The sequence below is a fragment of the Paracoccus nototheniae genome, from assembly GCF_004335005.1.
Taxonomy (GTDB): domain Bacteria; phylum Pseudomonadota; class Alphaproteobacteria; order Rhodobacterales; family Rhodobacteraceae; genus Paracoccus; species Paracoccus nototheniae.
The window spans coordinates 22,296-35,101 of record NZ_RQRT01000003.1 but is presented as its reverse complement, the minus strand read 5'-3'; the positions used below and the strand labels follow the sequence as shown (position 1 = coordinate 35,101).

Genomic DNA, 12,806 nt, shown 5'->3' with positions numbered 1-12,806 from the left:
GCTGAGGGATGCGCTCGATCCATAATTTCAAGGTCATGATACGCCGCGCTTTTGCCGGGGAAATGCGTCGATCCGCCAGCCTGTGGCCGCGATGTTTCAGGCACTTTGCCTGTGGCTTCAGCACCGGGTTCGGGTGTGCGGTGGCAAGTGCGCAGCACCCGTCGTGGCGCGTGCCGCCCTTCCGCGACAACCGGTCTGCCTCGCATGAGGGTCACCTCAAAAGAGGGCCGTCATGGTCCAGATAGTGCAGGTCGAAATCAGCCAGCTTCACCAACCCCTTGAAGTCCTGAAAGGTGACCGCGCCGTGCTGGAACGTCATCAACCCAGCCTCGCGCAGTTCCCGCAGGACGCGGTTGACGTGAACGGCGCTGAGGCCAAGGGCATCGGCCAACAAGTATTGCGACAATGGACAGGCATACCCCTCGGTCGTCGCCAGACCCACAAGCTTCAGCCGCGCGCCCAGTTCCAGAAGGAAATGCGCCGTGCGCTCGCGTGCATCGCGCCGCCCGATGCCGACCAGATGCTCGACCACCATCGCCTCGTCTCGTGATGCGGCCCACAACACGGCCGCCGCCAGCCGGGGCGTGGTGTTGAACGCGTCCAGCAGTTCCGGGGCCAGAACCTCGGACGCCTCGATCCGGGTGATCGGTTCGATGCTGTGATCGGCCGTGCGAAACAGGACAGAGCGCAGACCCAGGAAATCGCCGGGGATCTGAAAATCGACGATCTGACGAGAGCCGCCGGGCAACAGCTTGTAAGAACAGACCCAGCCAGAGGCCAGAATATAGGCCGCGTGGTTCGTCTGCCCCTCGTGCATGATATCAAGCCCGGCGGGGAAAACCCGCCTGCGGCTGTGCAATTGGTCAAGAACAGCAAGTTCTTTGGCCGACAAGGCGACAAACGCTCCCAATTTGCGCGCGAGCGGAGTGTGCAGTGCCGTCAATGCCGTCGTTCCTTTCCGGTGTCGTGTCGCGCCTGTCGCGACCAGACCGGGGCCCTGAACAGTCCTTACCAGCGCAAGCCGCGCTTTCACTGATCTGCGTTAGTCTGTCCTAGCACAGATCTGCCACAATGCGCAGGGACCGACGGTAAAGGGCATTTTGCCCGGCGTCCGAATGGACTCATGGAAGGTCTGCGAATGCCCCACGTCACCGACGTTGCCGGAACTGCCGCTCTTGCGATCTGCGAATCGCTGCTTTTGGCGCTGAACGACCATAAAATTCTGCCCGAACGAGAGATTGTGGGAATATTGCAGGATGCTTCCGCCGCCCATGCCAATGATCCCGGCATTGATGGAAAATCCGAGCTGCATCTTGCTGTGGCGCAGATGATCGACGGCATTCTGGCGGGCGGGAACTCGGTGCGACGACCATAGCGGAGGATTCGTCAGCGGGCTGGCAGCCCGTGTTTCCTGATTTTACGAACGATCCGCTTTGACAAGAACGATCCGCGTCGGTTTCAGAGGTTGATATGTTCGTGCTGTCGCGAAGAGGGGCCATCTCTCCATGCACCCAAGGTTCGCGCTTGCCAACCGCGCCAGCCCCCGTCATGGACAAAGGCCTCCGATCAATGCGTAGATAGGCCTTCCCGGCATCGGTCAGACAACCGGGCACACCGGCAGGTCGCAGACGTCAACTGCTCATCATCCTGCCTCGTTCTGCGAGATTGACGGAAAGATATGACAGCATATGCAAGCGGCTAACGCATCCGGCAGCATTCTACGGTCCAATCTGTCCGTCGTGATCGAGGACGAGCGGATGCGCCTTTCCGGCGATCTGGTCGTCTGGACCCTTGGCGCATTCGAAGCCGGGCCCACGGCCCGGCAGATAGACCTTTCCGGCGTGACCCGGATGGACACGGCGGGCGCATGGGCGCTGGCGCAGCACAAGGCAGCCGGGGCCACGCTTTGCGGGCTGTCCGACCACCATTCCGGGCTTCTGGCGACGGTGACAAAGGCACTGCCGGTGCCGGACGAACTGGCCGCTCCCCCTGCCCTGTGGCGCCGCATTCTTCAGGCGACCGGCCAGCGGATCGTCGGGATGGGCACCTATCTGGCCGAGCTGGCGGAATATCTGGGCCGCACGCTGGCAGCCTTTGGCCGCGCCCTGCGCCATCCCACGCGATTTCCCGCGACCGCGCTGATCCATCACTGCCAGGAAACCGGGCTGAAGGCCGTGCCCATCGTGGCAGTGATGTCGTTCCTGATCGGGGTGGTGCTGGCCTTTCAGGGGTCGGACCAGCTGCGCCAGTTCGGGGCCGAGGTGTTCGTCGTCGATCTGATCGCGATCTCGATTCTGCGGGAACTGGGCATTCTGCTGACGGCCATCGTCGTGGCGGGGCGCACGGCCTCGGCGCTGACGGCGTCGATCGGGTCGATGAAGATGCGTCAGGAAATCGACGCGATGCGGACCCTGGGCCTTGATCCCGATCTGGTGCTGGTCCTGCCGCGCGTGTTGGCGTTGGTCCTGATGCTGCCGATTCTTGGACTGGTCTCGGCGGTGATGGGTCTTTTGGGCGGCGCGGTCATGTCCTGGATCGAGCTGGGTATCTCGCCCGCCGTGTTTCTGGCGCGGCTGGCCGATGTCAGCGTGACCCATGTCATTGTCGGGGTCGTCAAGGCGCCGGTCTTTGCACTCATCATCGGGGTGATCGGCTGCCATGCCGGAATGCAGGTCGGCAAGGATGCGGAATCGCTTGGGCAGATGACCTCATCCGCGGTGGTCAGCGCGATCTTTGCGGTGATCATCGCCGATGCCGCCTTTTCGGTCTTTTTCGCGCAGGTGGGACTATGAGCGACGATCCCGTCGTTCGGGTGCGGGGCCTGCGCACCCAGTTCGGCAGCCATGTGGTGCATGACGGTCTGGATCTGGACCTGAAGCGCGGCGAGATTCTGGGCGTGGTCGGCGGTTCGGGCACCGGGAAATCGGTGCTGCTGCGTGCCATCGTCGGGCTGGAGGCCGTTCAGGCGGGCACCATCGACGTGTTGGGCCAGCGCATCGGCACCCTGTCGGGCGCCGAGCGGCGCGCGCTGGAACAACGATGGGGCGTGATGTTTCAGGACGGCGCGCTGTTTTCATCCCTGACCGTGCGCGAAAATGTCGAGGTGCCGCTGAACGCCGTGCCCGGCCTGACCCCCGAACAGCGGCGCGGTCTGGCGGAACTCAAGGTCAGCATGGCGGGGCTGCCGTGGAAGGCCAACGGCAATGTCCCCTCGGATCTGTCGGGCGGGATGCGCAAGCGCGCCGGTCTGGCCCGCGCGCTGGCGCTGGATCCCGAGATCCTGTTTCTGGACGAACCCACCGCCGGGCTGGACCCGATCGGCGCCACCGCCTTTGACACCCTGATCGTGACCCTGCGCGATGCGCTGAACCTGTCGGTCTTTCTGGTGACCCATGATCTGGACACGCTGCATGCCTGCTGCGACCGGGTCGCGGTGCTGGCCGAACGGCGGGTTCTGACCACCGGAACCATGGCCGAGATGCTGCAGGTCGATCACCCCTGGGTGCACGAATATTTTCACGGGCCGCGCGCGCGTGCCGCCGTGACAAAGGATTAAGCGCATGGAAACCAAAGCCAATTACATGCTGATCGGCGCCTTCACCATTGCCGGGTTTCTGGGAATCCTCGGCTTTGTCCTGTGGTTCGCCCGGTTGGAGCTGGACCGGCAGTTCGCCTATTACGACGTCTATTTCCCCGAGGTTTCGGGCCTTGGCCCCTCGTCCGAGGTGCGCTTTGCGGGCCTGCCGGTGGGGCGCGTCATCGACATGGCTTTGGCGCCGGGCAATCCGCTGCCCGTTCGCGTGCGGCTGGAGGTGACCGAGGACACCCCCATCCGCGCCGACAGCAGCGCCGCGCTGGAGGTGCAGGGCGTGACCGGCGTGGCGCTGGTCGCGATCAGCGCGGGGTCCGAACGCGCGCCGCTGCTGCGCGATGCCGATGGCAGTGACGTGCCGGTCATCGCCTCCAGCCGTTCGGCCCTGCAGACGCTGACGGACGAGGGGCCGCAGATCATCGAACGCCTTGGCCTTGTGGCCGAACAGCTGGCGCAGATCCTGGGGCCTGACAATCAGGGGCGGGTGGCCTCGATTCTGGACAATGTCGAACGCTCCAGCGGGCATCTGGATCAGGCACTGGACGATGTGGCCGCAGCCACCGACGCGATCCGGGTCGCGGCCACCGGGATCGCCGCCTTTGGCGAACAGATGGAGGGGCTGAGCCAAAGCGCGGGCGTGACGCTGGATCGCTTTGCCAGTGCCGCCGAACAGGCCGACACGACGCTGACAGCTGCCACCGCCACGCTGGACCGGGTCGATACCTATGTCGCGGGCGATCTGACGACGCTGACGCAGCAACTGGAACGCAGCGCCGCCGGGCTGACCACCCTGACCGAACGGGGCGAGGCCAGCCTTGACGGGCTGGATACGGCGCTGGCCTCGGGAACCCGGGCCTTTGATGCGGCGGACACGGTCATCAGCCGCGACATCGCCCCGGTGGCGGGCGATTTGCGCAGCACGCTGGCCGCGCTGAACACCGCGCTGGCCAGCCTGCCCGACGATCTGCCGCAGATCAGTGCCAGCCTGCGTCAGGCGGCCGATGCCGCAGCCAGCGCCTTCACCTCGCTCAACGGGGTGATGCAGGGCGCGCAGGGCCCGGTACAATCCTTCGCGGGCCAGACGCTGCCGCAGATCTCCCGCCTGTCGCAGGATCTGCGCGCGCTGGTCGAGAATATGAACCAGCTTGTATCCACCCTGCGCCGCAATCCGGGCCAGCTGCTGTCCGGTCCCAACACCCCCGAGTTTCGCCGATGAGGTTTCCCATGCGCCTGCCCGCCGCCCTGATGATCGCTGCCCTTGGCACCCTGCCCGGCTGCGGCGCCCTGTCTGCCCTGCAGGGCGAACCCGAACGCGACCTGTTCGAACTGCGCCCGCCCCCCGCCCGCAGCTGCGGGCAGGCCCGCATCGCCGAACTGGTGATCGAGCCGCCGAAGACCCGCGGCACGCTGGACAGCGACCGGATCATGATCCGCCCCTCGGCCTTGCAGACGCAATACCTGCCCGATGCGCAATGGGGTGAAACCGTGCCCGCGATGGTCCAGCGCCTGCTGGTCGAAAGCCTTGGCGCGACGGGCAGCTATGCCCATGTCGGCCGCGCGCCTCTGGGCCTGTCGGGCGATTACGCCCTGATCAGCGAGATCGGCGATTTCAACGCCGAACTGACCCCCGAAGGCGTGGTCGTCCGCCTGTCGGTCGATGCGCAGATGGTCAGCGAGATGGAGGCCGATGTCGTGTCGCGCAGCCGCTTCAGCGCTACGGTCCCGGCGGCCAGCACCCGCAGCGCCGACCTGATCCCGGCCTTTGACGCAGGCGCCCGGCAGGTGGTGGGTCAGATGACGGACTGGGCGCTGACGGCTTCCGGGGTGAACCCGGCAAGCTGCCAGTGACGCATCGTCAAGAAAGGCGTCGAGCCCCCACCCGGGATAGGCGACGCGCTGGCCCCGGCCTGCCCCCCCCCGGCCTGCCCATCGGCCGGTATCCTGCCGATGACCGGCACAGGGTGATCGATGTCACCCTTGCCGGGTCTTTTACCGGGTGCGCTGGCAGACCCCTGCCTTGCTGTGCGCAGGCGGGGGCCAGTTTCATCACCGGCAGCTCTCATCTGATCGATGGCGGCTATACTGCGCCCTGACACTGGCTGGAGCCGAACCATGCGTATTCTTGTCTTCAATGCAGGCAGTTCAAGCCTGAAATTCGGTGTGTTCGATGGGGACCTGCAGATCCTCAAGGGCAGTTTCGACAGGTTTGGCAACGATGGCTGCGACCAAAGCCTCGCTGTTGGAAATGCGGCACCGGAGCGGGTGCGGGCAACGCATTCAGATATCGGCACCGCGATTGCCGCGGTCCCCGGCTTGCTGGCCGAAAAAGCAGTGGCGGGTCTTCAGGCTGTGGGGCACCGCCTGGCCCATGGCGGAACTGAGTTCACCGGCCCGGCGCTGATCGATGATGCGGTCCTGGCCCGGATCGAGGCGCTGACGCCCCTAGCACCGCTGCACAATCCAGCGATGATCCGGGCGCTTCAGCTGGCGCGCGATCTCTGGCCGGACCTGCCACAGGTCGCGGTCTTCGACACCAGCTTTCATCTGAGCAATCCGGCCCGAGCCACGACCTATGCTGTCCCATCTGCGTGGCGGGCGGTAGGGTTGCGCCGCTTCGGGTTTCACGGCACCTCGCACCGATATGTCGCACAGCGCGCGGCCGAGGCGCTTGGACGGCCCCTGGTCGAGTTGCGGATCATCAGCATGCATCTGGGCAACGGTGCCAGCGCCTGCGCGGTGCAATACGGGGCCAGCATCGACAGTTCGATGGGAATGACTCCGCTCGAGGGGCTGGTGATGGGCACGCGGTCGGGTGACATCGACCCGGGCGCCTTTGGGTTCCTGCATCGCGAACTGGGACTGGACATCCCGGCTATCGAAGCCGCGCTTTACGGTGAAAGCGGGCTGAAGGCACTGGCCGGCAGCGCAGACATGCGCGATGTCGAGGCGCAGGCCGCCGACGGAAATACCGAGGCGCAACTGGCGATCACGCTTTATGCATACCGGGCGCGCAAGTATCTCGGCGCCTATGCCGCCGCGATGGGCGGCGTCGATGCCATCGTCTTCACCGGTGGGATCGGTGAAAACTCGGCGTCGATGCGCAGACGCATCTGCGACGGGTTGCAGTTCATGGGCCTGATGCTGGACGAAGATCTGAACCGGTCTCCGGACCTTTCGGACCGCGCTGCGCCGCGCATTCACGCCCAGAACAGCCGCGTCGCGGTCATGGTCACCGAGACCGCCGAACAGTTGATGATCGCCCGCGACGTCGAAGCCCTGCTTGGACGCCGGACCGTCACAGCGCTTGCGATCCCGATCTCGGTGTCCGGCCGCCATGTCCACCTTTCGCAGCAGAGTGTCGAGGCTTTGTTCGGCCCAGGCTATCGATTGACCGAGGGCGCGCCGCTGCGTCAGCCCGGCAACTGGGTCGCCGAGGAGCGTGTCACGCTGCAGGGGCCCAAAGGATGCCTGCATCACGTCGCCATTCTGGGCCCTCTGCGTCCGCGCACTCAGATCGAAGTCTCGCGTACGGACAGCTTTGCGCTTGGAATCGACGCGCCCGTCAGGAACAGCGGCCAATTGGACAACACGCCCCCGGTGCGCCTGATCGGACCGCACGGCCATGAAGACAGCACCGGTCTGATCATCGCTGCGCGCCATGTTCACACCAATCCGACCGATGCTGCGGTGATGGGGCTTGTCGATGGTGACATGGTGGCGATCGCCGTCAAGAGCGACGATGGGCGTGGCCTGACGTTTGGCGGCACATTGATCCGTGTCGCCCCCGGCGCATTGACCGAAATGCATCTCGACACGGACGAGGCCAACGCCGCGGGCATCGATCGTCGTGCGGACGGGACGCTGGCGGCGAACGTTCACGCAACGCCCCTGCCCTGACGTGCAGTGGCGTCGGGTCTTTCCTGGAAGGCGGCCGTTCCCGCATTGCGTGTTCAGCGCCACCTGCGGCATATACCGATGCGCTGATCGGCGCATGGATGCAGGATGGGCTGGAGGCTCGGGGCGCGACCATCGATAGCGTCGTGCGCCATGCGCAGGGCCGATGGCGCGCCTTGACTGTGACGCGGCGCATTATCATCATCGTTTTTCGCGGTTTGGCGGCCACCGACTAGAATAATATGTTCGAGGATGTCAGCCTTGTCGAGGCGCGTCTGCGTCAGCATCCCGGCCATGCGGTTACGGATTTCGCCAGCCGCGACCTCTATCGCAGCGCGGTCGATGATCTTGCCCGTGGCTGTCCGCAGCCCACCATCGCACTGGCGGGAATGGCGGTCGAGCTGGCCAGCGGCGCGGTTTCTTAGCCCGATCAACCCCCCTGTCCTGACCCCTGACCCCTGCCGCCGCCCGGCACCGGTTCAAGCTCTATGTCATGGCGGCGTCTATTCCGTGCCCCCCATGAAACCAGGGGCGGCTGGAGCTGGCATACCGGCTCTGCCGCTTGGAAGTCGCGTGCGGCGGTCGAGGGCATTCCGGGCCTGCGCCGCGGGGGCGGCTATCTGGTGATCACGCCCCGTCTGCCAGACAGCTGGCCCGGCTTTACCGCCCGGCTGAGTGTCGAGGCCACGGATAACGCGGTCTCGGTTCAGCGGGGCGACGACAGGACATCCCGCGCGTCTTCGGCCTGCGCCTTGGTTCCGCTGGATGGAGCCGGACATGAGGTGGTCGTCATGCTGACGTGATCAAGGCAGCCAGTCGGCGAATATTTCGCGCAACACAGATCTGGATCAGTATTAGGCCCTTTGGCGGGGTCCATGCTGATCCCAGCCCGCTGCACCTCAGGCCCGGTGCATGTCCGGTCGACGTCCGAACCCTTCGACACGAAGTGACGGGATCGTCGGCATTTTGCGGCAAGGAGACCTCAATGACCTATCAAAGCGTCAATCCGGCCACGGGAATTTTGCTGGCGCGCTTTGCCCCGCTGACCGATGCCCAGCTGGAGGAACGGCTCGCCACGGCGGACGGCTGCTTTTCCCGTTGGAAGCACAGCTCATTCGCAGACCGCGCGGTGATCATCGACCGGGCGGCGGCGCTGCTGGTCGAGCGGACCGAGGATCTGGCCCGGATCATGACGATGGAGATGGGCAAACGCATCGCCGAGGCGCGGGCCGAGGTGGCGTTTTCCGCCCGGATCATGACCTATTATGCCCGCAATGCCGAACGCTTTCTGGCGGATGTTCCGCTGCATCCCGAAGAGGGCGAAGGTCATATGGAAAGCCGCCCGATTGGCGTCATCTTCGGGGTCGAGCCGTGGAATTTCCCCTATTATCAACTGGCCCGCGTCGCCGGACCGCATCTGATGGCGGGCAATGCGCTGGTGATCAAGCACTCCGCCTGCGTGCCGCAATGCGCCATGGCTTTTGAAAAGGTCATGACCGATGCGGGCGCGCCTGCGGGTCTTTATACCAACCTGATGATCAGCCACGGCCAGTCCGATGCGGTCATCGCCGATCCCCGGATCAAGGGCGTCGCCCTGACCGGCAGCGTGCCTGCCGGGCGCAGCATTGCCGCCGCGGCCGGTCGGGCGCTGAAGCCCTCGTCCATGGAGCTGGGCGGCGCGGATGCGTTCATCGTTCTGGCCGATGCGGATATGGACCATGCGCAGACATGGGCAGTCTGGGGCCGGATGTTCAACACCGGCCAGACCTGTTGTGCGGCCAAGCGTTTCATCATCATCGACAGCGTGGCCGACCGGTTCATGGCCGGGTTCAGGGGCGCCCTGGGCGCGCTTGTCGTGGGCGATCCGCTGGACCCCGCGACGACGCTTGGGCCCTTGTCCAGCGAAGAGGCGCTGGTCGGGTTGCTGGAACAGGTGGATGTCGCCGTCAGACATGGCGCCACGCTGGTCATGGGCGGTCAGCGCCTGAACCGGGCGGGCAGCTATATGCAGCCGACGATCCTGACCGATGTCGCCCCCGACAACCCGGCCTTCCGGGACGAGTTCTTTGGCCCTGTCGCCATGGTGTTCCGGGTCGCGGACGAAGACGCTGCGATCGCCTTGGCCAATGACAGCGATTTCGGTCTGGGCGGGTCCGTCTTCACCAGCGATCCGGCCGCAGGCAGGCGCGTGGCCAGCGCTGTCGAGACCGGCATGATGTTCATCAACAATATCAGCTGGTCGGATGCCGAACTGCCGTTCGGCGGGATCAAGAATTCAGGCTATGGCCGAGAGCTGGGCGACATGGGCATCCAGCAATTCGTCAACAAGAAGCTGGTGCGCTTGGTCAAGGCCTGCGCCCCGGCCTGAAGCCACCCGGACCCTCGCGCCGCAGCCGGACCGGACCGACGCGCCCCCTTATTCAGGAAAGCCACCCAGATGACCACACAGATGCACGCAGCCTTGGTAACCGGTTTTGGCAAGCCGCTGGAATTCCGACAGATGGCCATCCCGACCCCCGGCCCCGGCCAGATCCTTGTCAAGACAGAGGCCTGCGGGGTCTGCCATACCGACCTGCACGCCGCGCGGGGCGACTGGCCGGTCAAGCCGGTCCCGCCCTTCATCCCCGGTCACGAGGGGATCGGCCGCGTCGTGGCCCTTGGCGCGGGCGTGACCCGGGTGAAAGAGGGCGACAGGGTCGGTGTGCCATGGCTCTATTCTGCCTGCGGCCATTGCGAGCATTGCCTGTCGGCATGGGAAACCGTCTGCGGCGAGGCCGAGTTCGGCGGTTATACGAAGAATGGCGGTTTCGCCGAATATATTCTGGCCGATCCGAACTATGTCGCGCATGTTCCGCCGGGCCTGTCGCCGCAGCAGGCCGCCCCGCTGATCTGTGCGGGCGTCACCACCTACAAGGGGCTGAAGGTCACCGATGCCAAACCCGGGGACTGGGTGCTTGTCTCGGGCGCCGGCGGGCTGGGGCATCTGGCCATCCAATACGCCAAGGCGATGGGGTTTCAGGTCTGCGCCGTCGATATCGACGACGAAAAGCTGACCCATGCCACGGCGCTTGGCGCCGATCTGGTCGTGAATGCCAAATCCGAAGACGCCATCGAGGCGGTGCGCAACGGCACCGACGGCGGCGCGCATGGTGTGTTGATCACCGCGCCGTCGCTGACCGCGTTTCATCAGGGTATCGCAATGACCCGCAAACGCGGCACCTGTGCGCTGGTGGGCCTGCCTGCGGGCGAGTTTCCCGTGCCGCTGTTCGATGTGGTGGCCAATTGCATCACCATCCGCGGATCGTTCGTGGGCACAAGGCAGGACATGGCCGAAGCGCTGGCTTTCGCGGCCGATGGCAAGGTCAAAGCCAATGTCGAGTTGCAACCGCTCAGCGCCATCAATGAGGTGTTCGACCGGCTGGAGCATGGCAAGGTCGCCGCGCGGGTCGTATTGGATTTCGAAGGCGACGCTAGGTAACGCCACCCCCCGTTGAAGCGCCTCGGCCCGTGACCAGCCCGCCGCCGACAACGATCCGGCGGCGGAACAGGGATGCAATCTTGTCATCATGGGTCAAGAACAGGAACGTCATGCCCTCGGCACCATTGACCTGGACGATCAGCCCTGTGACCTGCGCCGCCGGGACAGGGTCCGGATTGCTGGTGGACCCAGGCGTCAGCAACAGGTCGGGGCGGTTCATCAGCGCCCGGGCCATGGCCAGCGTGATGCGCAGAATTGCCAAGCAGCCTTGGCGGTTCACGCATGGCGCATCGTCGCAGCCGCTGCAGAGGAAGCCTAGGCAATCTGCGGCGATCCGGCGCGATGACAGGGGCGGCGTTCCAGCTGCAGCGTGACATCCGAGATGGCATGATGATCGGCCAGTGCGTCTGTGACATGGTCAAGGAAGGCGTCCGGATCCGGGCCATCCCATACCAGATGCACCGCCAGCGCTGTCCGGGTCGTCGACAGCGGCCAGATCCGCAGATCGTGCAGGCTTTCCACGCCCGGCTGTTCCAGCAGCCAGGATGCGACCGAGGGCTGGTCGATCTGGAACGGCACCCCGTCCAGACTGAGATGCAGCGCCTCGCGCAGCAGCCCGGCCGCCGTCACGGCAATCAACAGGCTGACGGCAATGGCCACCGCCGGGTCCAGCCAATCCCATCCTGTCAGCAGGATACCTGCCGCCGCCAGCACGACCGCCCCCGACACGGCGGCATCCGCGGCCATATGCAGGAATGCCCCGCGTGCATTCAGATCGCCCTTGCGGGCCGACAGGAACAGCAGGGCCGAGCCGGTGTTGACCGCAATACCGATCAAGGCAACCAGCATCACCGTCAGTCCCGGCACCGCAACCGGATCGGACAAACGGTGCACGGCCGTTAATGTCACTGCCCCGACACCGACCAGAATGGCGATAGCGTTGAACAGCGCCGCCAGAATGGTCGCGCGTCCCAGACCCCAGCTGTGCCGCGCCGTGACGGCGCGCCCGGCCAATATGGCCGCGCCCCAGGCAACCAGCAAGCCTGCCACATCCGTCAGATTATGGGCTGCATCCGCCAGCAAGGCCAGAGAGCCGGTCATCCATCCCGCCACAGCCTCGACGATGACATAGGCTGTGTTCAGCCCAACCGCCCATCGGAAGGCGGGGCCAAGATCGGGCGGCGGGCTGTGATGATGATCGTGCGGCATGGGTCAGACCTTTCGGGCCAGCATCCTCTCCAGCGGCAATGCCGAGGACAGGGTCGTCGGGATGGTTCCGACTTTCAGCACATCGCGATGCAGAGGATCCAGACGCTGATCCGTCTCGGGACTGTCCACGACGGTCTGATATCGGATCACTTTCACTCTGGGTGGCGCGTCCTGAGGCGGTGTCGTCAACAGGACGTCCGCAGCGTCCGGACAAAAATGCAGCATCGGCGTGAGCCGCGCAATCCCCCTGTCCAGGGCGGCGCCAAGGGCCGCCTCCTGCAATTCGACCGGGATCATGGCGTCATGGCCGCCGCCAAGGCCGGTGTCCGGGACGACCTGCGCATCCCTTGGCCTCGGCAAGGCTGCCGCGGCTGTCGATCCGCCGCGCCACGCACCGGCAGAGGGTCACAGCAGGCGACTGATTTCCTCGGCGCTCAGCACTTTGCCGGCTGACAGAACCTTGCCATCCACGACCAGACCGGGCGTGGACATGACACCATAGGCGGCGATTTTGGCAAAGTCGGTGACCTTCACGATCTGGGCCGTCTTGCCGGCAGCCTCTGCTGCCGCCTTGGCATTCTCGCCCAAAGTGACGCATTTCTTGCAGCCGGTGCCCAGAATCTCGATGATCAT

Annotated in this window: 15 protein-coding genes; 10 read left to right on the top strand and 5 right to left on the bottom strand. The window is 65.2% G+C overall.

Features of this window, described 5'->3' with window-relative positions; translation table 11 throughout:
- Window positions 1-211 precede the first annotated feature (211 nt).
- Window positions 212-943 carry a Crp/Fnr family transcriptional regulator gene (locus EG885_RS02145; RefSeq protein WP_131572832.1) on the bottom strand — a complete coding sequence of 244 codons (732 nt, stop codon included), beginning with the start codon at window positions 941-943 and terminating at the stop codon, window positions 212-214.
- Window positions 944-1,138: 195 nt separating this feature from the next.
- On the opposite strand from EG885_RS02145, the gene EG885_RS02140 reads away from it, so the two are divergent.
- The 10 genes from EG885_RS02140 to EG885_RS02095 all read left to right on the top strand — a co-directional run bounded on the left by EG885_RS02140 (window position 1,139) and on the right by EG885_RS02095 (window position 10,964).
- A complete protein-coding gene (locus tag EG885_RS02140) occupies window positions 1,139-1,375 on the top strand; it encodes a hypothetical protein (protein WP_131572831.1) in 237 nt (78 codons plus the stop codon).
- A gap of 313 nt (window positions 1,376-1,688) precedes the next feature.
- Window positions 1,689-2,792: an ABC transporter permease gene (locus tag EG885_RS02135; RefSeq protein ID WP_131572830.1), complete on the top strand. Its 1,104-nt coding sequence runs from the start codon at window positions 1,689-1,691 to the stop codon at window positions 2,790-2,792.
- Window positions 2,789-3,556, top strand: a complete 768-nt coding sequence (locus EG885_RS02130) for an ABC transporter ATP-binding protein (RefSeq protein WP_131572829.1) — start codon at window positions 2,789-2,791, stop codon at window positions 3,554-3,556. The genes EG885_RS02135 and EG885_RS02130 overlap by 4 nt, the downstream gene beginning before the upstream one ends.
- 4 nt (window positions 3,557-3,560) lie before the next feature.
- Window positions 3,561-4,808 (top strand): MlaD family protein, encoded by a 1,248-nt coding sequence (locus tag EG885_RS02125; RefSeq protein WP_131572828.1) that lies wholly within the window; start codon window positions 3,561-3,563, stop codon window positions 4,806-4,808.
- Between the two features lie 8 nt (window positions 4,809-4,816).
- Window positions 4,817-5,440, top strand: coding sequence for an ABC-type transport auxiliary lipoprotein family protein (locus EG885_RS02120; protein ID WP_131572827.1), 624 nt, complete (start codon window positions 4,817-4,819; stop codon window positions 5,438-5,440).
- 264 nt (window positions 5,441-5,704) lie between these two features.
- The gene (locus tag EG885_RS02115) at window positions 5,705-7,489 is read left to right on the top strand and encodes an acetate/propionate family kinase (RefSeq protein ID WP_131572826.1); all 1,785 of its coding nucleotides are present in this window, start codon (window positions 5,705-5,707) and stop codon (window positions 7,487-7,489) included.
- 239 nt (window positions 7,490-7,728) lie between these two features.
- Window positions 7,729-7,911, top strand: a complete 183-nt coding sequence (locus tag EG885_RS02110; RefSeq protein WP_131572825.1) for a hypothetical protein — start codon at window positions 7,729-7,731, stop codon at window positions 7,909-7,911.
- Window positions 7,912-7,974: 63 nt separating this feature from the next.
- The gene (locus EG885_RS02105; RefSeq protein WP_131572824.1) at window positions 7,975-8,289 is read left to right on the top strand and encodes a hypothetical protein; all 315 of its coding nucleotides are present in this window, start codon (window positions 7,975-7,977) and stop codon (window positions 8,287-8,289) included.
- 182 nt (window positions 8,290-8,471) lie between these two features.
- Entirely contained in the window at window positions 8,472-9,854 is a 1,383-nt protein-coding gene (locus EG885_RS02100; RefSeq protein WP_131572823.1) for an NAD-dependent succinate-semialdehyde dehydrogenase, read from the top strand.
- 69 nt (window positions 9,855-9,923) lie between these two features.
- Entirely contained in the window at window positions 9,924-10,964 is a 1,041-nt protein-coding gene (locus EG885_RS02095) for a zinc-dependent alcohol dehydrogenase (RefSeq protein ID WP_131572822.1), read from the top strand.
- On the opposite strand, the gene EG885_RS02090 is transcribed toward EG885_RS02095, so the two are convergent.
- From EG885_RS02090 to EG885_RS02080, 4 genes are all read right to left on the bottom strand, one after another.
- Window positions 10,957-11,226 carry a P-loop NTPase family protein gene (locus EG885_RS02090; RefSeq protein WP_131572821.1) on the bottom strand — a complete coding sequence of 90 codons (270 nt, stop codon included), beginning with the start codon at window positions 11,224-11,226 and terminating at the stop codon, window positions 10,957-10,959. The two genes, EG885_RS02095 and EG885_RS02090, sit on opposite strands and share 8 nt — an antisense overlap.
- A 53-nt stretch (window positions 11,227-11,279) precedes the next feature.
- Window positions 11,280-12,173, bottom strand: a complete 894-nt coding sequence (locus EG885_RS02085) for a cation diffusion facilitator family transporter (protein ID WP_131572820.1) — start codon at window positions 12,171-12,173, stop codon at window positions 11,280-11,282.
- Window positions 12,174-12,176: 3 nt separating this feature from the next.
- Window positions 12,177-12,470: an OsmC family peroxiredoxin gene (locus EG885_RS22595; RefSeq protein ID WP_165571004.1), complete on the bottom strand. Its 294-nt coding sequence runs from the start codon at window positions 12,468-12,470 to the stop codon at window positions 12,177-12,179.
- Between the two features lie 108 nt (window positions 12,471-12,578).
- Window positions 12,579-12,806, bottom strand: coding sequence for a thioredoxin family protein (locus EG885_RS02080; RefSeq protein ID WP_131572819.1), 228 nt, complete (start codon window positions 12,804-12,806; stop codon window positions 12,579-12,581).

Excerpts from the sequence above, each read along its gene's own strand:
- EG885_RS02095 (WP_131572822.1), top strand. The coding sequence starts at position 9,924 with ATGACCACACAGATGCACGCAGCCTTGGTAACCGGTTTTGGCAAGCCG.
- EG885_RS02080 (WP_131572819.1), bottom strand. The coding sequence starts at position 12,806 with ATGATCATCGAGATTCTGGGCACCGGCTGCAAGAAATGCGTCACTTTG.
- EG885_RS02105 (WP_131572824.1), top strand. The coding sequence starts at position 7,975 with ATGTCATGGCGGCGTCTATTCCGTGCCCCCCATGAAACCAGGGGCGGC.
- EG885_RS02140 (WP_131572831.1), top strand. The coding sequence starts at position 1,139 with ATGCCCCACGTCACCGACGTTGCCGGAACTGCCGCTCTTGCGATCTGC.
- EG885_RS02130 (WP_131572829.1), top strand. The coding sequence starts at position 2,789 with ATGAGCGACGATCCCGTCGTTCGGGTGCGGGGCCTGCGCACCCAGTTC.
- EG885_RS02125 (WP_131572828.1), top strand. The coding sequence starts at position 3,561 with ATGGAAACCAAAGCCAATTACATGCTGATCGGCGCCTTCACCATTGCC.
- EG885_RS02115 (WP_131572826.1), top strand. The coding sequence starts at position 5,705 with ATGCGTATTCTTGTCTTCAATGCAGGCAGTTCAAGCCTGAAATTCGGT.
- EG885_RS22595 (WP_165571004.1), bottom strand. The coding sequence starts at position 12,470 with ATGATCCCGGTCGAATTGCAGGAGGCGGCCCTTGGCGCCGCCCTGGAC.
- EG885_RS02135 (WP_131572830.1), top strand. The coding sequence starts at position 1,689 with ATGCAAGCGGCTAACGCATCCGGCAGCATTCTACGGTCCAATCTGTCC.
- EG885_RS02085 (WP_131572820.1), bottom strand. The coding sequence starts at position 12,173 with ATGCCGCACGATCATCATCACAGCCCGCCGCCCGATCTTGGCCCCGCC.
- EG885_RS02110 (WP_131572825.1), top strand. The coding sequence starts at position 7,729 with ATGTTCGAGGATGTCAGCCTTGTCGAGGCGCGTCTGCGTCAGCATCCC.
- EG885_RS02100 (WP_131572823.1), top strand. The coding sequence starts at position 8,472 with ATGACCTATCAAAGCGTCAATCCGGCCACGGGAATTTTGCTGGCGCGC.
- EG885_RS02120 (WP_131572827.1), top strand. The coding sequence starts at position 4,817 with ATGCGCCTGCCCGCCGCCCTGATGATCGCTGCCCTTGGCACCCTGCCC.